18 protein-coding genes are annotated in these 17,525 nt (G+C 43.5%); 6 read left to right on the top strand and 12 right to left on the bottom strand.

Features of this window, described 5'->3' with window-relative positions; all coding sequences use genetic code 11:
* Nucleotides 1–8 precede the first annotated feature (8 nt).
* From hflD to FTU40_RS00795, 10 genes are all read right to left on the bottom strand, one after another.
* Entirely contained in the window at nucleotides 9–740 is a 732-nt protein-coding gene (gene hflD / locus FTU40_RS00840) for a high frequency lysogenization protein HflD (RefSeq protein ID WP_100328735.1), read from the bottom strand.
* A gap of 7 nt (nucleotides 741–747) precedes the next feature.
* A complete protein-coding gene (mnmA, locus tag FTU40_RS00835; protein ID WP_100328734.1) occupies nucleotides 748–1,887 on the bottom strand; it encodes a tRNA 2-thiouridine(34) synthase MnmA in 1,140 nt (379 codons plus the stop codon).
* A gap of 4 nt (nucleotides 1,888–1,891) precedes the next feature.
* Nucleotides 1,892–2,377, bottom strand: a complete 486-nt coding sequence (locus FTU40_RS00830; RefSeq protein WP_100328733.1) for an NUDIX hydrolase — start codon at nucleotides 2,375–2,377, stop codon at nucleotides 1,892–1,894.
* A 167-nt stretch (nucleotides 2,378–2,544) separates the two neighbouring features.
* Complete coding sequence (locus tag FTU40_RS00825) at nucleotides 2,545–2,886, bottom strand: hypothetical protein (protein WP_257223504.1); 342 nt, start codon at nucleotides 2,884–2,886, stop codon at nucleotides 2,545–2,547.
* Between the two features lie 103 nt (nucleotides 2,887–2,989).
* Nucleotides 2,990–3,691 carry a hypothetical protein gene (locus FTU40_RS00820; protein WP_180000816.1) on the bottom strand — a complete coding sequence of 234 codons (702 nt, stop codon included), beginning with the start codon at nucleotides 3,689–3,691 and terminating at the stop codon, nucleotides 2,990–2,992.
* A gap of 2 nt (nucleotides 3,692–3,693) precedes the next feature.
* Nucleotides 3,694–4,254 (bottom strand): PAAR domain-containing protein, encoded by a 561-nt coding sequence (locus FTU40_RS00815; protein WP_180039418.1) that lies wholly within the window; start codon nucleotides 4,252–4,254, stop codon nucleotides 3,694–3,696.
* A 261-nt stretch (nucleotides 4,255–4,515) separates the two neighbouring features.
* Nucleotides 4,516–5,046 carry a gamma carbonic anhydrase family protein gene (locus FTU40_RS00810; RefSeq protein WP_159515933.1) on the bottom strand — a complete coding sequence of 177 codons (531 nt, stop codon included), beginning with the start codon at nucleotides 5,044–5,046 and terminating at the stop codon, nucleotides 4,516–4,518.
* Between the two features lie 111 nt (nucleotides 5,047–5,157).
* Nucleotides 5,158–6,306 (bottom strand): D-alanyl-D-alanine carboxypeptidase PBP5/6, encoded by a 1,149-nt coding sequence (dacC, locus tag FTU40_RS00805; RefSeq protein ID WP_005096478.1) that lies wholly within the window; start codon nucleotides 6,304–6,306, stop codon nucleotides 5,158–5,160.
* A gap of 128 nt (nucleotides 6,307–6,434) precedes the next feature.
* Complete coding sequence (locus FTU40_RS00800) at nucleotides 6,435–6,815, bottom strand: MCR_0457 family protein (RefSeq protein WP_005096480.1); 381 nt, start codon at nucleotides 6,813–6,815, stop codon at nucleotides 6,435–6,437.
* A gap of 162 nt (nucleotides 6,816–6,977) precedes the next feature.
* Nucleotides 6,978–7,349 carry an MCR_0457 family protein gene (locus tag FTU40_RS00795; protein WP_005096482.1) on the bottom strand — a complete coding sequence of 124 codons (372 nt, stop codon included), beginning with the start codon at nucleotides 7,347–7,349 and terminating at the stop codon, nucleotides 6,978–6,980.
* A gap of 111 nt (nucleotides 7,350–7,460) precedes the next feature.
* Here FTU40_RS00795 and surE point away from each other — a divergent pair, with 111 nt between their 5' ends.
* The 3 genes from surE (at nucleotide 7,461) to FTU40_RS00780 (ending at nucleotide 10,196) form a co-directional block, all read left to right on the top strand.
* On the top strand, nucleotides 7,461–8,249 hold the full coding sequence (surE, locus tag FTU40_RS00790; RefSeq protein ID WP_180039416.1) for a 5'/3'-nucleotidase SurE: 789 nt from the start codon (nucleotides 7,461–7,463) through the stop codon (nucleotides 8,247–8,249).
* A 95-nt stretch (nucleotides 8,250–8,344) separates the two neighbouring features.
* Nucleotides 8,345–9,175, top strand: coding sequence for a peptidoglycan DD-metalloendopeptidase family protein (locus FTU40_RS00785; RefSeq protein ID WP_180039414.1), 831 nt, complete (start codon nucleotides 8,345–8,347; stop codon nucleotides 9,173–9,175).
* Between the two features lie 91 nt (nucleotides 9,176–9,266).
* Nucleotides 9,267–10,196, top strand: a complete 930-nt coding sequence (locus FTU40_RS00780) for a LysR family transcriptional regulator (protein WP_005096486.1) — start codon at nucleotides 9,267–9,269, stop codon at nucleotides 10,194–10,196.
* A gap of 57 nt (nucleotides 10,197–10,253) precedes the next feature.
* Here the strand turns inward: FTU40_RS00780 and FTU40_RS00775 are convergent, their stop codons facing one another.
* A complete protein-coding gene (locus FTU40_RS00775; RefSeq protein ID WP_180039412.1) occupies nucleotides 10,254–11,465 on the bottom strand; it encodes an aspartate aminotransferase family protein in 1,212 nt (403 codons plus the stop codon).
* 160 nt (nucleotides 11,466–11,625) lie between these two features.
* Here FTU40_RS00775 and grxD point away from each other — a divergent pair, with 160 nt between their 5' ends.
* Nucleotides 11,626–11,967 (top strand): Grx4 family monothiol glutaredoxin, encoded by a 342-nt coding sequence (gene grxD, locus FTU40_RS00770; RefSeq protein ID WP_004279738.1) that lies wholly within the window; start codon nucleotides 11,626–11,628, stop codon nucleotides 11,965–11,967.
* 89 nt (nucleotides 11,968–12,056) lie between these two features.
* Here the strand turns inward: grxD and FTU40_RS00765 are convergent, their stop codons facing one another.
* On the bottom strand, nucleotides 12,057–14,684 hold the full coding sequence (locus FTU40_RS00765) for an ATP-binding protein (RefSeq protein WP_180039410.1): 2,628 nt from the start codon (nucleotides 14,682–14,684) through the stop codon (nucleotides 12,057–12,059).
* A gap of 197 nt (nucleotides 14,685–14,881) precedes the next feature.
* On the opposite strand from FTU40_RS00765, the gene FTU40_RS00760 reads away from it, so the two are divergent.
* Together FTU40_RS00760 and gloA are read left to right on the top strand one after the other, a co-directional pair.
* Nucleotides 14,882–17,047, top strand: a complete 2,166-nt coding sequence (locus FTU40_RS00760; RefSeq protein ID WP_180039408.1) for an MFS transporter — start codon at nucleotides 14,882–14,884, stop codon at nucleotides 17,045–17,047.
* 1 nt (nucleotide 17,048) lies between these two features.
* Nucleotides 17,049–17,450 (top strand): lactoylglutathione lyase, encoded by a 402-nt coding sequence (gloA, locus tag FTU40_RS00755; protein WP_005096493.1) that lies wholly within the window; start codon nucleotides 17,049–17,051, stop codon nucleotides 17,448–17,450.
* Nucleotides 17,451–17,525: the final 75 nt, after the last annotated feature.

The following is a 17,525-nucleotide window of genomic DNA, read 5'->3' as shown; positions in this document are numbered from 1 at the left end:
AGTATCAGTTAAACCACCTGAAACTGTAAACGCGCCAGATTCTGAATATCTTTTAGCAACTTGCGTTTGCCAAATACCATGCCCCAGGAGCTGCCACCGAGCTGACGCCACAGGTGCGCCATTTGTAAACCGGTAAAGAGGGAAGCACGGATGCGGTTGGTGTGTCCGGCATCTTTAAAGGCTTCGGCATTGCCACGAACCATGATGCGCGGATTGATTGATCCCGCAGTATCGACATAGGTTTGAGCCAGATTGGCAATGATGCTGGGGTGCAGGTAATTGTTATCGAAAAAGGAAAGCTGTCTGAGAATTTTCTGTTGGGACTGTTCAATAATTTCAACAAATTGGGGATTGCTATAGACCTTCTTTTCTAATTGAAGAAGTGCCATGGCATAGCTCATTGGAAGTTTGGTGCTGGAAAGTTTTGGAATTCTGGATTTTGGCGAAGTATTGAAGGGTTGAATAATGCTGCTTTCTAATGTTTTTAAGCCTAAGGAAATATCGGCCAGTTGATTAAAAAAGTCTAGGGTCTGGGCATTTTCGTTATTGCCGGGACGAATATTGAGACTGGCTTTAATCAACTGTTCAAAATAAAAGTTACCGTTTTCACCAATACTTTGCTGACCACTCAATGCGGTCATATGGGTCAGCTGGGTGGCCTGAAACACACCCGCTAACGCCAAAGCGCGATTTTGACGAGTATTCAACGTTGTGGCTGGTTGAAATGGTAACTCCGTCATGCCGAATTCATCCTTTTATAAAATCAGGTTTAGGTGCATTGGTATGATGAATCACACCACCGCCTAAACAAACTTCACCTGAATAAAACACCACACTTTGACCTGGGGTCACTGCACGTTGTGGTTCATCAAACTCCACACGTACACCATTGGGTGATTCTGAATCTTGGTACACCGTACAGGCTTGATCAGTCTGACGGTAACGGGTTTTGGCCGAGCAACGGAAACCTGTTTCAGGAATATCCTGCTCGCCGGCCACCCAGTCAATCGCTTCACTCCAAAGCATGGTGCTTTGCATCAGTGGGTGCTCATGGCCTTGACCCACCACCAGACGATTGCCTTCGATATCTTTATGTAATACGAACCAGGCACCTTCCGCGACGCCTTTCATTCCGCCAATACCGATGCCGCCGCGTTGACCGAGCGTATAGTACATTAAGCCGTGATGATCACCAACCTCTTTACCGTCTTCCAGCACGATTTTTCCGGGTTGTGCCGGTAAATATTGCTTCAAGAAGTCATTAAATCGGCGTTCGCCAATAAAGCAGATCCCGGTCGAGTCTTTTTTCTTTGCCGTAGCAAGATCTAATTCTTCAGCGATTTTACGGACTTGCGGCTTTTCAATTTCACCGACAGGGAATAATGTCTTGTTAATTTCACGACCATGTACGGCATGCAGGAAATAGGTTTGATCCTTATTCTGATCAACACCACGTAAGAGTGGTGCGTATTCTTCACCGCGCGAATTGGTCATGGTTGCACCGCGACGACAGTAATGACCTGTGGCAATAAAGTCTGCACCCAAGTTCACCGCATGATCTAGAAAGGCACGGAATTTAATTTCTTTATTACATAAAATGTCTGGGTTTGGGGTACGGCCAGCCGCATATTCTGCTAAAAAATGCTCGAATACACGATCCCAATATTCCATGGCAAAGTTTGCGGTATGCAGTTTAATCCCGATTTTGTCGCAGACGGCCTGAGCATCGGCAAGGTCATCCATCGCCGTGCAATATTCTGTGCCGTCATCTTCTTCCCAGTTCTTCATGAAAAGACCTTCAACCTGATAACCCTGTTGAATTAAAAGCGCAGCAGAAACAGATGAATCTACACCACCCGACATACCGACGATGACACGTTGTTGCATAGGATTAGGCATCCAAATTTGAAATTAAGGGAGAGTTTTGGTGCTCGTAAATGAGCGATAAAGGGTATTTTTGACCTGACAGGGCATCTTGCACGGCTTTAATCACCAGGGGACTACGGGCACGCGCCGATTCTTTCAGTTCGTCCAATGTCATCCAGACTGCGCCGACAATATCCGTATCTAAAGCGGCATTTGGGTCGTAGTCAGTGGATTTGGCTAAAAAGCAGAAACGAAAATAAGTACGATCCGGAAACATGGGCGGGGTATAGGTATACATCCCTAAAAGATGGGTCACTTCAACCGTATGTCCGGTCTCTTCCATGGTTTCACGAATTGCGGCTTCGATAATGGTTTCACCGCATTCCACATGACCTGCTGGCTGATTAAATACTGGGTGTGTCACAGCTTCTGTATGTTCTTCGACAAACAGGAATTTTCCGTCTTTTTCGATGACGGTTGCGACAGTGACGTGAGCAGTCCAAGCGGTCATAGAACAGCACCATGGATAAAGATGCACTATTGTATAAAATTTTGGGGTGTGTGGCTATGATGATCAGTTTTTTCTTTAAGGTGTTATCTCCTTTACATGTGAGAAATGGGAAATAAACCAAATATAATCAGTATCCCGCTCAATCAGATTATGAGTCATACATTTAATTAATCTGATTTTCTGCAGTCATTTTCAATCAATGTATCACGATAAGATTCATTCAAGTCGTGTTGCCAATGCTTAACATAAGCATCAACCCAGATGTAGCTCTCATTTTTGTCAATTTTAGTGGGTAAATATTGCTTATATTTTTGCAGAAAAACACCCATCCAACAGATTTGATTGATTTGAGCAATGTTTAAGTCTTCATCAAAACGATAAGACTTACCAATCGTTTGCTCATAGCCTCGAATCACAGCGATTTTTTCCAGTGTCGAAAATAGTAACTGTTGCGTTAATGGAGATAATTCAGATGAGGAGGCAATTTGGTACACTTTGGCATCGGACAACAATGTACCTACTATTCCTCGATTGGCATTTTTTAGTGCTTCACTATTTATGTCGGTTTGAGAGGCGAGTGAACAACTTGCCAAAAATATGAAACATAATGAACTAAGGGTTATTAATTTTTTTATACATGACATTGACTGGATCACCTAAGTATAGGCCTTGAGATTTTAATATTTGAATCATATTTGGATTAAAATCCTGTTTAAAAACATCAATAAACATATTTTTATTAATTGTAATCGGCCCTTTGTTATTTTGGATTAAAAACATATCTCTTGTAGCATCAACAATATTAATTTTATCAATCTGATTTTGTAGTTTCTTAGCTTTAATTAGAGCAGACTTTAATTGATCTTGGGTGTTTAAATAAGGAATATCTTTTACTTCATCAATGGTAAAAGTCGTAAGAAACCGAGCCTTAAACACAGCTTTTTGAAATTCAGCTACAATTTTAGGAGCTTCGCGCATCACATTTTTCATTAGATAGTTATGAAACTTTATATACATTTGAGTATGAAATGCAGGATCTGATAAATACCCTTCAGGCAAATTATTAGTATCCCATTCCATCCCAAACCTGATAGCTGTAAGTAACTCTATCTTATTTGTGATACTCGACCATTGATCTAAGCTCATCAAAAAGTTGTAAGGACGAGCAATATAGTAATTTCGTACTTTAATAACACTGTTGCATAATGGTTCTGAAAATTCACAGACTTTTTTTTCCTCTGGAAAGGCTTCCCAAATATTAGAATTTCCAGAAATGATGCGACTATAGGCAGAGGCTAATTTTGTGGTTTCCATCATTATTCCCATTTATTCATGGGTTGGGAAAAGTCAAAAACATGTAGATCGACTTGTTCGGATTTAATTCCTGTATGCAAGATTTTAGTAAAACCATCATGATCTGTAAAGCCGCTCTTTTCTTTCCCATCATTTGTTGTTAATAGATAAAAATATCCATTTACAGGTATATTGAATTTTTTATTTATGAGCTGGAACTTTAGTCCATGTTCTTCTACAGGAATAGGATTCTCTACGAAATTTTGGGTACTTGAATATAGGTTTCTTTTTTGTTGCAGAAAGGCATGTATAGTATGCTGAGGAGCTCCAACCACATGAACTTGCTTTGGCATTAAGATTGCCCCACAGCTAAAGTGATCACCTACATAAGCCACTGCTTTCCCATCCATAATGACATGATCATGGCTTTTAATTAGTGTTGACCACATATTACATTTGGGACAAGCAAAACCATCACCAACTCTTAAGAAGGAGATCCCCATTTGGGTAATCTTGGACTGGCTTGCCATAACTATTCCACCGTGTGAAGTCGTGGAACCTTGAATGCCGAAAGGACGTGTCATAATTTAAATTCTTATTGGTATATTGTTAACATGAATAAAGATACTTTTAATAACAACGATATATTCAAAATATGAGAAATTAACTCGCTTTTATAGAAGAATTATTCATACTTTTATATTGGGTTTTTGTTGTAAGTATATATTTTTATTAAAATTGCTATAATGATAATTTATTATGTTTTAAGCATATCAGAAGCATGATGAACTTGGAATCATCATGCTGAAAATTTTGCTTTAGAGGATCTGCTTTAAATAATTTTTTTACTTGTAATTCCCCGACACCTTCACATAATTCTGCGCTGAATACGGTAAAAATGCTTTTTCTTTATCTGTCAGCGGACGCACTTTTTTCACAGGGCTGCCCACATACAAATAACCGCTTTCCAAAACCTTATTCGGTGGAACAAGCGAACCTGCACCAATCATGACATCATCTTCAACAATCACATCATCCAGAATAATCGTACCAATACCGACCAAAACACGATTGCCAATGGTACAACCATGTAGTTTGACATGATGACCAATGGTGACATCTTCACCAATAATTAAAGGCGAACCTTCAGGCTTATCGGCTTTCTTATGGCTGACATGCAACATCGAGTGATCTTGTACATTTGAGTTTTTACCAATCCGAATATGATTCACATCACCCCGAATTACAGCAAAAGGCCATACCGAAACATTTTCAGCCAAGATCACATCGCCGACCACAATTCCCATCGGATCGACATAACAGGAAGCATCAATCTGTGGGGTCGTATCTAAATAAGAACGAATATTTTGGCTCATAACGATCTGTCCGATAAATGATGAAGGATCATGTGCATAGTATAAAATAAAAAGCACCCATCTGAATGAGTGCTTTGGTCTTAGTCCAAGACTGAAATGGTCTGTTTAGACTTAGAACAAGTTGCTAAAGAACTGTTTGATATGGTCGAGCATACGCGCGAAGAAACCCGCTTCTTCCACTGCATTCAAAGCCACAAGAGGTTTTTCTGAAATGACTTTACCATCCAGAGTTGCAACATATTTACCGACAACTTGCCCCGGTTGTAATGGTGCAGTCAGTTTCGGTTGAACCACCAGCTGGGTTTTAATCGCATTGGCCTGACCTTTAGGCATGGTCACATTAAAGTTTTCAGCAAGTCCGATTTGAACTTCATCTTCCTTACCAAACCAGACTTTGGCTTTAGCAAGTACCTGTTTAGCTGGTTGAACATTTTTGGTTTCGAAGTTCGCATAACCCCAAGCCAGCAATTCACGTGTCTGCGTTGCACGTTCCTGCATGGTAGGTGCACCAAAAATAACTGAAATCAAGCGAGTAGGGCCACGTTTAGACGACGTGGTCAAGCAATACCCTGCTTCATTGGTATGACCTGTTTTTAAGCCATCTACACTTGGGTCGGTATACAGCAGGGCATTACGGTTACCTTGCTTGATGCCATTAAAGGTAAATTCTTTTTCAGCATAAATCGGATAATACTTGGAACTGTCTTTAATGATGTGCTGTGCCAGCGTTGCCATATCTTTGGCAGTCGAATAATGACCTTCAGCAGGCATACCGGTTGAATTGATAAAGCTGGTATTGGTCATGCCAATACGTTTGGCTTCCTGATTCATCATATGTGCAAAGGTACCCTCGTTCCCTGCAATATGTTCAGCCATGGCCTTAGATGCATCATTACCCGATTGAATAATAATTCCGCGCAGCATTTCAAGTGCAGTGGCCGTACCGTTTAAAGGCACATACATACATGATTCCGCGCTACTACCGCGACACCATGCTGACTCATTCATGCGAACCTGTTCATCTTCAGTGAGTTCACCGCTCAATAGTTTTTGTTCGATGATGTAGCTGGTCATCATCTTGGTCATTGAAGCAGGGGCTAATTTTTCATTTTCATTTTTTGAAGCGAGAAGTTGCCCTGTCTCATAGTCCATTAGCACGTAGGATTTATTATTCAATTCTGGTGGTGCAGATAGGACAGTTGCTGCAAAGCTAAAACTAGGAACTAATAATAATGCAGCAAGGGCAGTTTTTTGGGTCATTTCTAGTGGGTTCCTATATCTTGATGTAAGCACGAAGAGCCTAGCATTTTAGGATAAAGCTAGGCGGACTTCTATGGGAAACCCGGTCTTATTTCAAAAGTATTGTAAGTAATCGGCAGAAAAGCAGGTTAATTGTTATAGGTGGTTAATTCATTACAAATCACCTGATTTTTTTTCTTGCCAGCTTTCTTGGCATCAGATTGTGCTTCAGCCAGAATACTGCGGAAATCGTTCTGTTGAACCATCTGGTTTAAGCTTGCAACCGGATTGCGCTGACCTGGCATATATTCAGTCACCAGCTTGGTATAGCCCTGATTGAACTGTGACTTGTCTTTAACCATGCTCGGGCAGATTTCTGAAAGAACATAAATCGCAGCCAGTTCCTGCTTGGTCACTTGCTGGGTTGGTGTGACATTGATATTTTCATTGGCTGCAAATGCAGAGGTGCCTAAAAGAGTCGCGGCAGAAGCTGCACAAAGTGTCATGGCTTGAAGTAATGGATATTTCATTAAAAAACTCAAAAAATAGATTTAGAACAATAATTTGCCTAGCTTAAACTTATTTTTGAAATTGAAAAGTGGGAAAATGTAGCGAAGCTGTAGAATTATGAAGAAATCTGTAAGAGAAAATAAGACGATGTTTACACCGTCTTATTTGAAGATTTATCTAGCTTAGCCCTGGTAATCCAGAATCTCTTCGCATACGGTTTTTTGTTCGTCAGTACTGGTTTGTTTGGCACCCTGACGGGCTTCTTCCAGTAAAGATTTATATTCGCTATCTGCCTGTAGTTTTTGATAGCTCATGCCTTTATCTGAGTAGTCTGCAAGATAAGACTGGATGAGAGTCTGAATAATGCTGTCTAATTTTGCATTTTGGCCAATCATAGCCGGGCAAACCTCAGCCATGACTTGTGCCGATGCGATGTCTTCTTTCACAATAGTATTGTTTTCGTCAACAGTCAGCTCGCTCGCCATAACTGAAGGAGAAACAGATACTGCCAGGCTTAAAGCGAAAGCACTAAATAAAGAGAATTTTTTAATCATCTTGAGCCACATATTTTAAAGATGGATATCGAGCAGTAAATATATATAATTCCAGCACTAATACAATTAAATGTCCTAACCAGTCATTTTTTAGCGCGACGAGATTTTTCAGTGAATATTTTAGTTTCAAATGATGATGGTGTGTTTGCACCGGGTATTCAAGCATTGGCACAGGCTCTAAAACCTTTGGGGAGGATTGTTATTGTAGCGCCAGAAAGTGAGCGCAGTGGTTACTCCAGTGCTTTGACTCTGGACCGACCTTTACGCCCGATTCAGACTTCTCCCGATGTCTGGGCTGTCAATGGTACTCCGGCAGATTGTGTTTATCTGGCTATGAACGGCCTGTTTGACTTTGAATTTGATCTGGTGGTCAGCGGTATTAATAGTGGTGCCAATCTGGGGGATGATGTCTTGTATTCCGGTACAGTCGGGGCAGCCTTTGAAGGTCGCTTAAGTAAACATCCTGCTATTGCGGTGTCATTGAGTGGGCCGAATGTACGCAGCTATCAACACCCTCAGGATTATCAGCTGGCTGCCAACTGGGTACATGATTTTATTGCACGCGGTTTGCCGGTTCTTCCTGAGCGTCATATTTTTAATATCAATATTCCGGATATGGCTGAATTACAGGGTGAAAAAGTGACTTATCAAGGCCGCCGCCGTCAGTCGAAGCCCATCACCAGTCATGTTGACCCACGTGGTCGTCAGGTGTACTGGATTGGACTGTCTGGAGAAGCAGTAGTAGAACCCCAGCAAGGGTTGAGCGAGATTGACTCGGACTTCTTTGCTGTGGCCAATGGCTATGTCAGCATTACTCCGATTCAGATGGATGCCACCAACTATGAGGTTTTGCGGAATCTTCAAACACAATTGGCAGAAAATGCGTTCTCAGTGTTATAACTTTGTGAAAAACTCGCGATTGCAAGTATATTGCAGTAAAACTTTGCTAATCTTAACGGGATTTTGCAACCGTATAGATCTTAGAGAGGAAGATAATGTTCTTGGTGTTACCGAAATGTGTTGTTGCTTCGCCTGCAGCCCTGATTAAAACCCTAGTTTTATCAACCGTTGTTATTTCTACAGGAGTAATCACCGGTTGTGCAACCAAACCTCAAGTAAATAATGCGACGCGTTATGCGACAGCTCCTGATTTCTATACGGTACGTTCAGGAGATACATTGAGTGGGATCGCAGCACGTTATGGACTGAACTATATCAGTGTTGCCGAGATGAATGATATTGCTGCACCTTACCGGATTTATGTGGGACAGTCGATCCGCCTGAAAAATAATACCGTACGTCGCAGTACCAGCACGCAGGCAGTGACTCAGGCAGCCCCTATCCAGCGTCAAACGATTGCAGTACCAACATCGGCCCCAGTTACACCAGCGACCACCGTGCAGACTACACCGCGTGTGAGCACGCCGGCGCCAATGACACCCGTCTCTACTGCCGCGGGTTTAGGTTGGGTAAAACCGTCTAATGGCCCAGTTTTGCAGCAGTATAATCTGGCATCTAATATCAAGGGCACACGCTATAGCGGCAATGTCGGTGATCCAGTGTTTGCAGCAGCAGACGGGCAGGTGGTTTATGCCGCAGATGGCCTGAAAGAATATGGCAATCTGGTGTTGGTGAAGCATATTAATGGCTATATTACGGCTTATGCCCATAACAGCAAACTGGATGTAAAAAGCGGACAGAATGTAAAAGCGGGGCAAAAAATTGCAGAAATGGGGTCAACTGGTACAACGCGAACCATGCTTGAATTTCAGGTGCGCTTAGACGGCAAACCGATTAATCCAACTACAGTTTTACCAAACAATTAAATAAATAATGCAAAACGTGAATTTCGCCGTATAATACAATAAGTTGCTTTTATCAAATGATGAGGCATCTCATAAGTTTAGAGGGAAATTTATGTTAGATCAACTTCGAGCAATGGGTGTTTTTGCTTGTGTTGTAGAAAAAAACTCGTTTAGCGGTGCTGCCCGTGAATTAGGGATTACGACCAGCGCCGTGAGTCAACAAATTCGCTCATTAGAACATGATATGGAAGTGGTACTTTTAAATCGTTCAACGAGAAAGTTAAGTTTGACGGAAGCGGGACAAGCTTTTTTCTACAGTTGCCAGGAAATGCTATCTGCTGCAGAGCGCGGTAAAGTCCGAATCAATGAATTACGCGATGATCTTGTGGGTGAACTGCGCATTGTCGCTTTGCCAGAATTGTGCGCGAATCATGTGATTCCTGCACTTTCTCACTGGATGTCCGCACATCGTGGCCTGGCAGTACATCTGGAAACCAATAATCATGAGGTTGATTTGTTCGATGGGCGTATCGATATCGCCTTAAGATTTGAACAGAAAAATGATGAGCACAATCTTCAGGTGGTGCCATTGATGCAGATTGAGCAAATTCTGGTGGCGACACCGAGTTATATTAATCAGAGCACCATTATTTCACGTCCTGATGATCTTAAAAATCATGATGTGCTGCCTTTGACCCATATCAAAAATCATCAGTATTTCCAGTTTCAAAATGTCAATACTGCAGAAAAAGCCGATTTTGAATTGAAATCCCGTTTCAGTACCAATAATGGTCTGGTGGCAAAATCGATGTGCTTGCAGGGCAATGGGATTGCCAAGATTTTATATCTCGATGCGAAAAAAGACTTACTGAATGGCACTTTGGTTGAAGTTTTGCCTGAATGGCGACTTCCACCGATTACACTATATGCAGTCATGCCGAAACGTGAGCAACAACCGACAAAAATTCTTCGTTGCCTAGATACATTGAAACAATATTTTGACCAGATTTCTGGTGGGCGTATTTTACAAGCCGCATCATAAGATACAGAATATAAAAAAGCCGCTTTCAAGCGGCTTTTTTGTTTTTAAGCGCAGGGTTTAGGCCAAAAAAGCGTTGATCATTTTCACTAAACGCTCAATCAGCTGATCAGCCTGTTCCTGAGTAATGTTCAGGGTAGGCAACAGGCGAACCACATTACCGGCAGTCACATTGATGATGGTTTTGTATTCATCACGTGCAATTGCGACCAGCTCAGTACATTCTTTCGGTAATTCAATTCCGATCATCAGACCGAAACCACGCACGCTCACATTTTGATCGACCAGTTTGTTGCGTAACTGATCCACGATATAAGCGCCTTTTTCCGCAGCATTGGCGACGATATTTTCTTTTTGCATAATATCGAGAATGGTGTAGACCACACGTGAACCCAAAGCTGTACCACTATAAGTCGAACCATGATTACCGGCAGTTAGTACACCTACACCACGACCTTGAGTCATGACGGCGCCAATCGGGAAACCATTACCCAAGCCTTTGGCTGTGGTCAGTACATCAGGAATAATGCTGGTGTGCTGATAAGCAAAATATTTGCCCGTACGGCCATTCCCGGTTTGCACTTCGTCTAGCATCATCAACCAGTTGTGCTGGTTACAGATTTGACGAATCTCTTCGAGATAGCTGAAACCTTGAGGTGCGGTATTTACACCACCTTCACCCTGAATGGGCTCAACTAAAATGGCTACGATATCCGGATGATGAAGCGCTGCCTCTTCAATCGCTTCGAGATCACCAAAAGGTACACGAATAAAACCTTCGACCAGCGGACCAAAGCCTTCCTGAACTTTTTTATTGCCTGTTGCAGAGAGGGTGGCCATGGTACGGCCATGGAAAGAATGATCCGCCACAATAATTTTGGGTGAAGCAATGCCTTGCATATGACCGAATTTACGTGCAATTTTGATTGCACCTTCATTTGATTCTGCGCCACTGTTGGAGAAGAATACTTCTTCCATACCCGCGACTTCGGCCAGTTTTTGTGCTGCCGCAGTTTGCCAAGGCACTTCAAACAGGTTGCTGGTATGAATCAAGGTCGCAGCCTGATCAGCAATTGCTTCGGCAATGACTGGATGCGCATGACCCAGACCACATACTGCAATTCCGGTTAATGCATCTAAATACTCTGTACCATCTTCGGTATAAAGATATGCACCTCGTCCTCGGACAAAGCTGATCGGTTGACGGCCAAATACAGGCATCAAGTGAGAAGGTTGATCAGTTTGTACCGGTGCGAGGGTAATATTATTCATGACTAACTCTTAACTGTTAGGTGGAAAGAAAAACTTATATAAGCAAAAACCCGCTCAGATTTAAAGGGTAATTGTAAATAAAATTGGAATTATTGCTTTAGACATACTGTTTTGTCTGGATTTGGGTATAATGCCAGACAGATGAGTTGAGGATTTATCAATGACTGAACAAGCACGCGATACCGAAGCGTTAATTCGTGACCAAATTGCTAAACATGCAGTACTTCTTTATATGAAAGGCACACCGCAATTTCCACAATGTGGTTTTTCTGCACGTGCAGTAGAAGCACTCAGTCAGATTGGTCGTCCGTTTGCTTATGTAAACATTCTGGAAAATCAGGACATTCGTGCGATGTTACCACAAATCGCCAACTGGCCGACATTTCCACAGCTTTGGATCAATGGTGAATTGATCGGTGGGAGCGATATCATGCTCGACATGTTCCAAAAAGGTGAATTAAAGCCTTTGGTTGAACAGTACAGCCCGGCAGCTGATGCTTAATTAAGGTTTAAATTAGGCCAGATGTTAAAAAAGCGCTTCATTGAGAAGCGCTTTTTTATTGCTATTTTAAAGATAGAGCAACGACCGGATTAATCTTCTGTTGCTGCATTTGGCTTTTGGGCTATTGCATGACCTGCTTCAAGTTCAGTGTGTGGCTCAACAATTTGCTTCTTGTCTTTTTTCTTCTTCTTTTTTTTCTTTTTCTTCGGTAATTCGACCAGCTCACCACCATCTTCAATCGCTTGCCAGTAATCCAGCTGTGCCATCACTGCGGCATAGATTGAATTTTTGCTATAGCGACCTTTTTTATCCAAGGTGCCGACCGGACGCGCCATCAGGATTTCCAGCGCCTGATCAATGGTATCAATCGCATGAATATGGAACTGACCTTCTTCGACAGCAATGGTGACATCTTTACGCAGCATCAGATGCTGCATATTCTGACGTGGAATAATCACGCCTTGTTTGCCGGTCAGACCTTGCAGCTTGCAGGCATCAAAGAAACCTTCAATTTTGGCATTGACACCGCCCACTGGCTGTACTTGTCCCAACTGGTTCATAGAGCCGGTAATGGCCCAGGATTGATCAATCGGTAACTGGCTAATCGCAGAGAGCAGGGCAGACAGTTCTGCGACTGTGGCACTGTCACCATCGACCTGACCATAGCTTTGTTCAAAGGCCAGCGCAGCAGAGAAGTGCAGGGTCTGTTCACGACCAAAATGTGCTTTCAGGAAAGACGACATCAATAACACGCCTTTGGCATGCAAGGAGCCACCGAGTTCCACACTGCGCTCAATGTCGAGAATGTCACCACCCCCTTGATACACCGAAGCAGTCAGGCGTGAAGGAAGGCCAAATTCGACATCGGCATAATGAATTACCGACAAAGCATTAATCTGTCCCAGACGATGGCCACGGGTTTCGATCAGCTGTGTACCACGGGTCAGATCCTGCCAGTACAACTCACGTAAATAGCCTAAGCGATATTTACGATGATCGAGTGCAGTATTGATATGCTTTTCCGAGACCATCTTGTCACCGGCCTGAAAGGCATGATGATGCGCTTCACGAATCAGGTCACCCAGCGTCAGGGCATGTAATGATAATGAACTTTGGTCTTCGGCCTGACGGCTGGAATCTGTGAGCAGTGCAGCCAAAGCAGAACGGTCAAAAGGCAATAATTTATCCGATTGCACATAGTCGGCAATCAGCTGCATATAGGCCTGCTCGTTGTCGTCATTACGTTGTAATGTATCGGTAAAATCAGCACGGATTTTAAAGATGCTGCCCAGCTCCGGTTCAAGCTCTAGAATTTCATAATAAATTTCAGGCTCGGCCAGCAAGATCACTTTAATGTTCAATGGAATCGATGCCGGTTCAATTGAAATACTGCCGGTTAGCGTGATCATATGCTCAAGTGAAGACAGTTTTAAATGCCCGGATTTAAGCGCACGCTTCAAACCTTGCCATGCATAAGGCTGTTCCAGTAATTGTTCCGCTTCCAGCATCAGAAAGCCGCCATTGGCTTTATGCAACGTTCCCGGACGAATCAGGGTGAAGTCCGTGGTGATCGTGCCATTTTGGGTTAGCTGTTCCACATGGCCGAGTAAATTGTAATGTGTTGGAAAATCTTCAAAGATGACTGGCGCACCGCTATTCGGCTTGTGGGTAATAATCACGTTGGCCTGATAACGTGCCGGTACGCGGCTGAATAGTGCCGGGGTGAAATCATCCTCTTCCTGTTCCAGCACGATTTCGACATTATTGATAATATCTTCGGCATAATATTTTAGATAATGTTCCAAGCCTTGCACATGTTTGAACTTGGAGAGAATCTGTTCTACACGTGGCACCACCACCTGTTTGGCAATATCACGATTCAGAATCTGAACACGGTCGCGTGCATCATCTTCCAGATCACCCAGATGCAAACCCAGACGCTCCAGTTTTTTGTCCATATAGCGCATATTGGTTGCCAATTCGGCCCGATCCTGATTGCTCAGCGCATTCAGATCTTCCTGAGTCATTTCCTGTAATTTGTCATCAATCAGATGTACGGGAACAAAGCAGTGTTCATCGTGTCGCGAGATCAGTTTCAGATCGAGTTCTGCACCTTCTTTGGTGAGTTCGATCAGCGCCTGTTGCTGTTCATCGCCAGTTTCCTGGCGAATCATTTCAATGCGGTTGTGATAGGTTTCCGCGGTAAAACGGCGTTCAAGCTGTTTCAGAATGGTTTGCCAGCTTTGGTTTAACATGGCCTGAAATTTTGGACCCTGACCGGCAGGCAGCTCCAAAGCTATTGGTTGGCGCTGGTTTTGAAAGTTGTTGACATAAACCCAATCATTGGGTGTTTCCATGGTTTTGGCATGCTGTTGCAGCAGGCGCTTCACCATGGTGCGCTTGCCCAGGCCAGCCGTACCCACGGCAAAAATATTATAGCCTGAATAAGGTAAGGCAATCCCGGCCTCTACGGAAGCCCGTGCGCGGTCTTGCCCCAAGAAATTATTCAGGGGCTTGATCCGTTTGGTCGACGCCGGAATTTTTTCTAGGTTTGGAATGTGCGTCAGTTGGGTGGATTTTAAGCGGGTATGCTCAAGGGTGTTGTGAATTTCGCTTTGTTCAAATGCCGAGATAAGTAAATCTGAGCGGATATTTTCTGGTGTTGTCGTATTGTTGCTGGCGATAGAAGAATTAATTTGATCGAGTCTCTGGGTCACTGTTGAAATCCAAAACGAAATATTACGTTGATAAGCGTTAAGGTATACAGATTTGCTTGGAAAATTCAAGCGAACATGTGGCTTTTGCCAGAAAATAAAAAACCGGAAATGTGATAAATATATAAATCTTGTTGAAAGATGCGCTATTACAGGATTGAATAGCAGCAATTGGTTTTTCCGCGGAAAATAATAAAGCAATGACAACACAAACGACGGGTTGGAAATCCGCATTTACAGCATTTTTAGATCGACGTGCCTTGATCATGCTGTTCTTGGGATTTTCGGCCGGTGTCCCGATTCTTCTGATTTTTTCCAGTCTGTCTTTATGGTTAGGTGAGGCCGGAATCAGCAAAAGTGCAGTCACTTTTTTTAGCTGGGCAGCATTGGGCTACTCGTTTAAATTCGTCTGGGCGCCGCTCATTGATGAACTGCCAGTGCCTTTTCTGACCAAGGCTCTGGGACGCCGTCGAGCCTGGTTGCTGATTGCACAGATTCTGATTGTCTGCGCCATTTCCATTATGGCTTTTTCTGATCCGGCTTTGGGCGTAACTCATTTACAGCAAATGGCGCTGGGTGCAGTCCTGTTAGGCTTTTCTGCTGCAACGCAGGATATTGTGATTGATGCCTACCGGATTGAACTGGCGGAAACCCAGATGCAGACCGTCTTGGCCGCGACCTATAATGCCGGTTACCGGATCGGGATGATCGTGGCGGGTGCTGGCGCCTTGTTTCTGGCCGCTTATTTGGGCACAGCCAAAGGCAATTATATTTACGATGCCTGGAAATGGACCTATCTGGCCATGGCCGCGGTAATGCTGGTCGGAATTGTCACCACGCTCTGCATTCGGGAACCGCAGGTTGACCGTGTGCCTAAACATTATCTGCGCAGTGATTATTTCCGTTTAGTCGCAGTGTTTTTTGTCGCAGTGATCAGCTTTGTACTGAGCTATATCTATTCCGGCAATCTGGTCGTCAGTATTACCGAACAGTTCACCATTCAAGATACTTTTGCCTTGTTCTGCTTTGAAGCCTTACGCTTTATTGGTTCTGGTGCGATTGCCTTTGCCATTGGTGCAAGCTTGGTGAAAATGGGTGCAGTCAACAAGCAGATGGCCTATGAAACCTGGGTTAATCCGGTTGCAGACTTCTTTAGGCGCTATGGCTTAAAACTGGCATTGGTGCTGTTGTTATTGATCGGTTTTTATCGGGTTTCCGATATCATTGCCGGGGTCATTTCCAACGTCTTCTATCAGGACCTGAATTTCAGTAAAGAGCAGATTGCCGAAGCGGTCAAAGTCTATGGGGTGATTTTCTCTTTAATTGGTGGTTTTCTCGGTGGTTTACTGGCCCAGAAAATGAACATCATGAAACTGATGTTTGTCGGTGCCGTGCTGGCCTGTTCCACCAACCTGATTTTTATTGGACTGGTCAAATCTGGTGAAAAACTGGCAGCTGTCGAAGTTAGGGTCGCTAATCAGGTTTATCAGGCCGATACCGATGAAGTCGGTTACTGGAAGCTGAATGTACCCAGTGATGTTTTAGCGCAGAGTAAGCAACTGCAAGTGACAGCCAGCTATCTAAATTCAGATCATGCTACTCAGCCTGTACAGGTCAGCATGCCGTATTTGACTGCACAACAGGGCAGCACCCAGTTACAGATTCTGCCGATCACCAGTGACAATACCCTCAATGTCGCTGAACAGGACAAGACCATTGTGGTACGTGGTCAATATGTCGGTGCAGCGCTGCAACCGAATCAAAAGATTGTTTTACAAATCAATGATCAGAATCTTGAGGCAAAATTAGAAAGTGAAGGCGTATTTACTGCCGCGATTCCTGCGCAGCAACTGATTCACTCACCCGCACATATTGTCAGTGCAGTCTTGATGCAAGATGGCCAGGCGCTTCAGCAAACCACACATGTTTATCAGGTCAATGATCAGCTCATCCCTGGCCAGAATCTGGATGTTGATATTCAGCCTTTGGCGGTGATAGATGGCAGTAGTTCAGACATGATTGAAGTCAGTGGTAAGGTCATCAAACCTTATAGCGACAAGTGGCTTTATTTTGCCATTATTGTCGATAATCTGGCTGCCGGACTTGCGGGTGCTGCGTTTATTGCATTCTTGTCGAGCCTGACCAGTGTGTCATTTACCGCGGTTCAATATGCGATTTTTAGCTCACTCATGACCCTGACTCCCAAGATTTTAGGCGGATATTCGGGTACTATAGTGACCAATATTGGTTATCCGAAATTCTTCCTCATGACCACGTTAATTGGGATTCCGATCCTGATTCTGGTGGTTTGGGTCGCAAAACTGCTCGGTGAACACCAACAACAATCTGTACAGAAGGATGATTAATATGCGCATGCTGCATACCATGTTACGTGTAGGCAATTTAGAACAATCGCTCAAGTTCTATACTGAAGTACTTGGCATGACTTTGCTTCGTAAACGTGATTACGAAGAGGGCCGTTTTACCCTGGCTTTTGTCGGTTATGGCGATGAAGAAAATCACACCGTACTTGAATTGACGCATAACTGGGATACAGACAGCTATGAGCTGGGCAATGCCTATGGTCATATCGCGATTGCAGTCGATGATGCTTATAAGGCATGTGAAGAGATCAAGGCACGTGGTGGTAATGTCGTGCGTGAAGCTGGTCCAATGAAAGGCGGTGTGACTGTCATTGCATTTGTAGAAGATCCAGATGGCTATAAAATCGAGCTGATCCAGCAAGATCAGGATGCACGTAATAACTAAGTGGGATGTAGCGTGATAGATGAAATGTATTCACGTATAGATGAAAATATTACATCAACCTGAGTGCATAGCATG

Source organism: Acinetobacter sp. YH12100 (assembly GCF_013419135.1).
GTDB lineage: Bacteria > Pseudomonadota > Gammaproteobacteria > Pseudomonadales > Moraxellaceae > Acinetobacter > Acinetobacter pseudolwoffii.
This window is presented reverse-complemented; position numbering and strand designations above follow the sequence as displayed.